General features: G+C 45.7%; 6 protein-coding genes and 1 rRNA gene. 2 read left to right on the forward strand and 5 right to left on the reverse strand.

From position 1 onward, the window contains the following. Positions 1–79: 79 nt before the first annotated feature. The gene (locus KQI_RS0120630; protein WP_010348778.1) at positions 80–343 is read right to left on the reverse strand and encodes a DUF1294 domain-containing protein; all 264 of its coding nucleotides are present in this window, start codon (positions 341–343) and stop codon (positions 80–82) included. Positions 344–538: 195 nt separating this feature from the next. Between KQI_RS0120630 and KQI_RS28115 the strand changes: the two genes are divergently transcribed. Further along, a complete protein-coding gene (locus KQI_RS28115; RefSeq protein WP_010348779.1) occupies positions 539–667 on the forward strand; it encodes a DUF4023 family protein in 129 nt (42 codons plus the stop codon). Positions 668–1,082: 415 nt separating this feature from the next. Next, positions 1,083–2,228 carry a type II asparaginase gene (locus tag KQI_RS0120640; protein ID WP_010348780.1) on the forward strand — a complete coding sequence of 382 codons (1,146 nt, stop codon included), beginning with the start codon at positions 1,083–1,085 and terminating at the stop codon, positions 2,226–2,228. 187 nt (positions 2,229–2,415) lie between these two features. On the opposite strand, the gene KQI_RS28890 is transcribed toward KQI_RS0120640, so the two are convergent. The 4 genes from KQI_RS28890 to rrf all read right to left on the reverse strand — a co-directional run bounded on the left by KQI_RS28890 (position 2,416) and on the right by rrf (position 6,222). Further along, a complete protein-coding gene (locus tag KQI_RS28890) occupies positions 2,416–2,553 on the reverse strand; it encodes a hypothetical protein (protein ID WP_010348781.1) in 138 nt (45 codons plus the stop codon). A gap of 99 nt (positions 2,554–2,652) precedes the next feature. Continuing rightward, positions 2,653–4,788: a DNA topoisomerase III gene (locus tag KQI_RS0120650; protein ID WP_010348782.1), complete on the reverse strand. Its 2,136-nt coding sequence runs from the start codon at positions 4,786–4,788 to the stop codon at positions 2,653–2,655. A gap of 127 nt (positions 4,789–4,915) precedes the next feature. Then, the gene (locus KQI_RS0120655) at positions 4,916–5,908 is read right to left on the reverse strand and encodes a ketoacyl-ACP synthase III (protein WP_029390266.1); all 993 of its coding nucleotides are present in this window, start codon (positions 5,906–5,908) and stop codon (positions 4,916–4,918) included. Between the two features lie 197 nt (positions 5,909–6,105). Continuing rightward, positions 6,106–6,222: ribosomal RNA gene (gene rrf / locus KQI_RS0120660) — 5S ribosomal RNA — on the reverse strand. Between the last annotated feature and the right edge of the window lie 24 nt (positions 6,223–6,246).

Below are 6,246 nucleotides of genomic sequence, written 5' to 3' on the forward strand. Positions count from 1 at the left end.
TTGCACAATACATTCGTGGGCGCTGGAATAGCCACCTTACTCATCATTAAACATTTCTATAAGAACCTAAACCCCGGCTTTACCGCAAAAAATATCCATATAGCAATGCGTTAATGAACAGCAACGCAGGAATACCGAGTCTGAAACTCATATGCCGTGTTTTATGGCGTTTGCGGTACATCGCAATCAGCACGCCCAATGCTCCTCCGATCAGGGCCAGCAAAAACAGCGTCCGTTCAGGCACCCGATCACGATGCTTGCGCGCTCTTTTTTTATCCTCCGACATTACCAGATAGCCTACTGCATTGATAAACAGAAGCCATACAAACAAGCCTGTCTGCAATGTCTCTCCTCCTTTTGCACACTGTACCCAATCAGGTATTAGTTAGTCCTTATATAGCGTTCTCCCCCCATTATACCCTTAGCCCTTTTACAGAAACAATCTTCTTCTGACTGGAAAAGCGCTTTGGCGGATATAGTAACGTGGTATGAGGAAAATCCTCGACTACATCTATTTTGTCTCAAAGGAGGAACTGCCATGGAAAGCACCCATGAATACGTTGAAAAGCTGCGAGAGAATGCAAAAAAGGCAGAGCACAACCGTAAACGAGGAAAAGGAACTCCCAGTGCCAGCCTGCCAACCAAACAGCATAGCAAAAATCCCTGATAAGGGCTCTGCCTAAGCTGTAGAACCATGTTATTAACGCATCCAATCTACTTAACCTTGTAGCTTCCTTTAATGAATTAAGACAAACTGGTCGTTCAGCTTTCACCGAAACAGCAAGTAGACTCCTTTTGGGGTATCTGCTTGCTGTTTTTGCAATTTTGCAATTTGCGTGAAGCCAAAAAAAACCTCTCACCCCACGAAATGAACTCTATGCAAAAATCAGATAAAATGTAATAATAAAGCGATTACATTTTTAGAAAATAAATCTTAATGTCACGTTTTATAACATATATATTAATTAAGCACAATTTTATTCCCTATAATTCGTGACATTAACGCAATTCGGCATTTTTCTCGTCAGTTAATTTATCATTTCAATTCAGATTTTGACATTGGAGAGGAGCTTTTTACAAACATGAAAAAAATGACGATGATTCCCCTGTTGGCCAGCTTTATTATCGGAAGTACTTTATGGATTGGCGGATTTACGAACACTACGACAGCAGCCACCAGCACGACTGCACCTGCTTCTGTCTCTACGACTGCAGACAAATCTGAAAAGCCACAAGCCAATCATTTGCCCAACATTAAAATACTTGCTACCGGAGGAACCATCGCAGGATCGTCTGCAGTCAATACCGACACAACAGGCTACAAAGCAGGCTCACTAGGTGTTGAAACCTTGATTAAGGCTGTTCCTGAGATGAAAAGTATTGCAAACGTCAGCGGTGAACAGATTGTAAACATAGACAGCACCGATATGAATAACGACATCCTCTTAAAACTTGCCAAACGTACCAATGAACTGCTTGCCAGAGATGACGTTGATGGAATCGTGATTACACACGGTACAGACACATTGGAAGAAACCGCTTATTTCCTGGATCTTGTGGTCAAAAGCGATAAGCCTGTAGTTGTCGTTGGCTCTATGCGTCCAGCTACAGCCATCAGCGCCGACGGCCCTTTTAACCTTTATAATGCTGTAAAAGTTGCCAGCACTTCGAATTCCAAAGGTCAAGGCGTACTCGTACTGCTGAATGATCGTATTGGTTCAGCAAGATATGTCAGCAAGACAAATACGACCACAGTAGATACGTTCAAGTCCGTGGAACAGGGATATCTGGGAGCTGTTGTCGGAGATCAAGTGTACTACTATAATAAGCCTGCGCGTAAGCATACAACTGCTTCCGTGTTCGACGTCTCAAATTTGACTCAACTACCGCAGGTAGATATTCTATACGAGTATCAAAACAATGGCCGTTATCTGTATGATGCAGCCGTAGCAGCCGGTGCTAAAGGAATTGTCGTCGCAGGTTCCGGTAATGGCTCCTTGTCCAAGGCCTCTAGAGAAGGCGCAGAAGCCGCTGGTAAAAAAGGAGTCATCATCGCCCGCTCCACGCGTGTAGGAAGTGGAGTCGTATCTCCATCGACGAAAGACGCGGCATCGAACTTTGTTTCCACCGATTCGCTCAATCCGCAAAAAGCACGGATTTTGCTCATGCTCGCTTTGACGCAAACGCATGATGTGAACCAAATCCAATCCTTCTTCAATGAATACTGAGAATAGTCATCCCAAAGCAAGGTAATATATAATACCCTTCTCACAAAAAGAAGCAGTAGTCGCGGTACATCACCGAACTGCTGCTTCTTTCTTTTCGCAAGACAATGACCGATATCAGTGACTTCTCCACTGAAATCTAATTTCCATAGTCTTACAAGCTATTCAGTTAAGCCCGCCTATTCAGCAATCAAGGCCGCTGCTTGGGAATTCCATTAAGGCTTGGAGGATATTTGGCCTGCTTCTCTGGATGAGGAGCGATTTCTTCCTCCAGTATACTTGATTTATTTTGCTGATTATTGATTTTAAGCGGCTTATGCTTTGACATAATTGCTCACCTCCTCGGCTTACCATGCCAAGGAGTGAGCGTTTTTATACCGACGTATACCTGCTATTGGTGGAGCTTTCATCTACTTTTGGCTTTCCGTTATTTACCTTGCTTTTGATCCATAGCTGCTTTTAGCAGATCCCCCAAGCTCGAACCAAAAGATTCCTGCTTTTCATATTGCCTTACCAGCTTTTGCTGTTCCCGCTTGTTTACCCGTTGCTTGTCCTTATCCAGCGTCTCGGTAATGCCGCAGGGCAAACATCTTACATACAGTCCCGCTTTGCCTTCTTTCATTTCCATCTTCTTATGACACTGCGGGCAGCGCCGGTTTGACAAACGTTTTTCCCCTGCACGACGGTAACCGCAATCCGTGCTTGGACATACCAGAAACTTGCCCTGTCTGCCCTTCTTTTCCAACAGCTTTGTACCACAATTCGGGCAGTGACTATTCGTCACGTTATGAGGCTTATATTCGGCACTGCTATTTTTCACAGTGGAAACCAGCTCTTTCGCCATAGCGCGAATAGAGTTCAAAAACGGCTCCGGTTTCCCCTGACCACGCGCGATCCGTTCCAACTCAGCTTCCCAACGCGCCGTCAGCTCAGGAGTTCGAAGCTGCGGAGCCGCCAACTCGATCAGCTGCTTGCCTTTCCCTGTGGGATGCATCACGTTCCCCTGGCGCTCAATCGTATCCGAGCTGACGAGCTTCTCGATCAGATCGGCGCGGGTAGCAGGAGTACCCAGTCCATGCTTCTCCATCTGGGCCAGCAAGGCCGCTTCCGTGTATCGTTTTGGAGGCATCGTCCGCCCAGCTCGCACAAGGCAACGCTGTATACGGACGGCATCTCCTTTTTTCAGTTCAGGCAAAATAACGCCATGCTCAGTGTTCTCCCGATCCTCTGCTTCTTCATCGTCCATTTCATAATGGCTTCCGTCATATACAGCCCGCCAGCCACTATCTTTTATAGTTGTACCCTTAACCTGAAACGTCTCCTGCTCTACCGTGACCGATACCGCTACAGCGTCATAGCGTGCAGGCGGATAGAATAGGCTGATAAAACGGCGTGCAATCAGATCGTACAGCTTGCGTTCCTCCGGGCTTAGCTGATTAAGCAGCAAGGTCTGCTCTGTAGGAATAATTGCATGGTGATCCGTGACCTTACTGTCATCCACAATTCGCTTTGTGATCGGCAGATTGTTACGCAGCAACGGGCGCGCCAAGGATGCATACGGGCCTACAGCTACGCTGCTGAGCCTTTCCTTAAGAGTACCTACCATATCAGAGGTTAAATAACGACTGTCAGTACGTGGATAGGTGACCAGCTTATGCTGTTCATACAGACGCTGAAGCACATTAGATGTCTGTTTGGCGGAAAAGCCATAGCGCTGGTTAGCGTCTCTTTGCAGTTCCGTTAAATCGTAAGCCAATGGATGAGGCTCATTCTTTTCACTCTTTTTAACACTGGCAACCGTGCCTTTGGCACCCTCCAGTCTACGGCGCAAAGTCTCTGCTTGCGCACGGTCAAACATACGTGAATCCCCGTTTTCTGCCCGCCAAGCTGCCTGAAAGTCACCAAAATCTGCTGTCAACGTATCATATTCCTGAGATCGAAACTGGGTAATTTCTTTCTCACGCTCCATGATCATCCCCAGCGTTGGTGTCTGTACTCTTCCCGCTGAAAGCTGCGCGTTATACCGACAAGTCAATGCCCGGGTCACGTTGAGACCAATCATCCAGTCCGCCTCAGCCCTACAGCGTGCTGATTCATATAAACGATCAAATTGCTGACCAGGCAATAGCTTTGCAAAGCCTTCCTTGATCGCCTTGTCAGTCTGCGAGGAAATCCACAAGCGCCGAAAAGGCTTTTTCCAGTTTGCCATTTGTATGATCCAACGCGCCAACAGTTCTCCTTCACGAGCAGCGTCTGTTGCCACGATAAGCTCACCAATGTCCTGCCGCTTCATAAGCTGATGTACAGCTTTGAACTGATGATTGCTTTCACGCAGTACCTTTAGCTTCGAACTCTTTGGAAGAATGGGCAAGTCCTCCAAATTCCAGGATGCATATTTAGAATCGTAATCCTCCGGCTCTGCTAAGCCGACCAAATGCCCCAATGCCCATGTCACCACATACTTGGGTCCTTCTATATAGCTTTTATGCTTCTCGCGGCTGCCCATCACACGTGCAATCTCTCTGGCTACGGATGGTTTTTCTGCCAATACCAATACCTTCATGTTACGCTCCTTTCTCTCATAGTATTAATTATACCATCCTGCCATCCTACGATAAATCTAAGTCAACAGCTCTTATTAACATGTTTGTACATACTATTCGCATTGCTTTTACATTGGTTAGAACATCTTACAAATCAGGCACACCCCATTTTAGTAGTAGCCCCGCATATGTCAGGCCGCCTCCAAATCCATATAACACGACATACTGTCCACACCGTAAACGTTCATCATCCAAACCGCACTGTAAAGCTAACGGGATAGACGCCGCCGATGTATTACCATAAAACTCTACACTTGTTAGTGTCTTCTCCAAAGGTATTATGCTTCTCTCACATATGGACTCGATCATTCTCAAATTAGCGCTGTGAGGTACAAACCAGTCGAGATCTTCCTTCTTCATATCGGCCTGATTCAATAAACGTTCGATTCCCGCTGGAACGGAGCGAACAGCCCATTTATAAACCTCACGTCCATTTTGCGCGATAAATCCATGATCCTGCAGCTTCTCTCCATCCAAGTAATTAGATAATCCTGCCCGGTAAAGATGCGCTCCCCCTTGGCCATAGGTTCCTATATCCGCAGCCAAAAATGATCCTTCATCCTCGTCGTATTCAACCAGTGCCACGCCTGCTCCATCTCCAAAAAGTACACATGTCGTCCGATCCGTATAATCCGTAATTTTGGATAACGTTTCCGCTCCTACCACTAACACCTTGCGATGCAGACCACCCGTAATAAGGCCATTTGCCAAATGAAGTCCATAGGCAAACCCTGCACATGCTGCACTAACATCCATCGACCCTGTATCCGGAATATTGAAATGAGCCTGAATACGTGAGGCCGTACTTGGAAAGTAGTAATCAGGGGTACTCGTCGCTACAATAATCATGTCAACATCGTTTATATTTACGTTATAAAGATTAATCATACGTGTAATTGCTTGTATACATAAATCAGAGACGTATTGATCTTCAGCTGCAATTCTGCGTTCACGCATACCTGTTCGTTGTACAATCCACTCATCACTAGTATCCACAAGCTTCTCCAAGTCGGTATTCGTCAAAATCCGCTCAGGTACATAAGTACCAAGAGCCGTTAGCTTTGCTTTTGAATTCAACAATCTGATCACTCTCCTTTGTAATCCTAATCATATTATAACACCAGATACTAATACCTGGTACTAATTTATTTTAAATTTTCTTACATTATGATGAGTCAATCTTAATTTGCACTTATTTCTTTAAATATATAAATTCACTGCTTTCAACGCAAAACAAGAGTCATGATCTCCTAAGATCATGACTCTTGTTACTTATTGCTTGGCAACGTCCTACTCTCCCAGGACCCTGCGGTCCAAGTACCATCGGCGCTGGAGGGCTTAACGGTCGTGTTCGGGATGGGTACGTGTGGAACCCCTCCGCTATCGCCACCAAACATGAATTTGCTTCGCAAATTCTT

The sequence above is a fragment of the Paenibacillus peoriae KCTC 3763 genome, assembly GCF_000236805.1.
GTDB classification, from domain to species: domain Bacteria; phylum Bacillota; class Bacilli; order Paenibacillales; family Paenibacillaceae; genus Paenibacillus; species Paenibacillus peoriae.

Coding starts and splice junctions, on each gene's coding strand:
- KQI_RS28115 (WP_010348779.1), top strand. CDS start 539: ATGGAAAGCACCCATGAATACGTTGAAAAGCTGCGAGAGAATGCAAAA.
- KQI_RS0120640 (WP_010348780.1), top strand. CDS start 1,083: ATGAAAAAAATGACGATGATTCCCCTGTTGGCCAGCTTTATTATCGGA.
- KQI_RS28890 (WP_010348781.1), bottom strand. CDS start 2,553: ATGTCAAAGCATAAGCCGCTTAAAATCAATAATCAGCAAAATAAATCA.
- KQI_RS0120650 (WP_010348782.1), bottom strand. CDS start 4,788: ATGAAGGTATTGGTATTGGCAGAAAAACCATCCGTAGCCAGAGAGATT.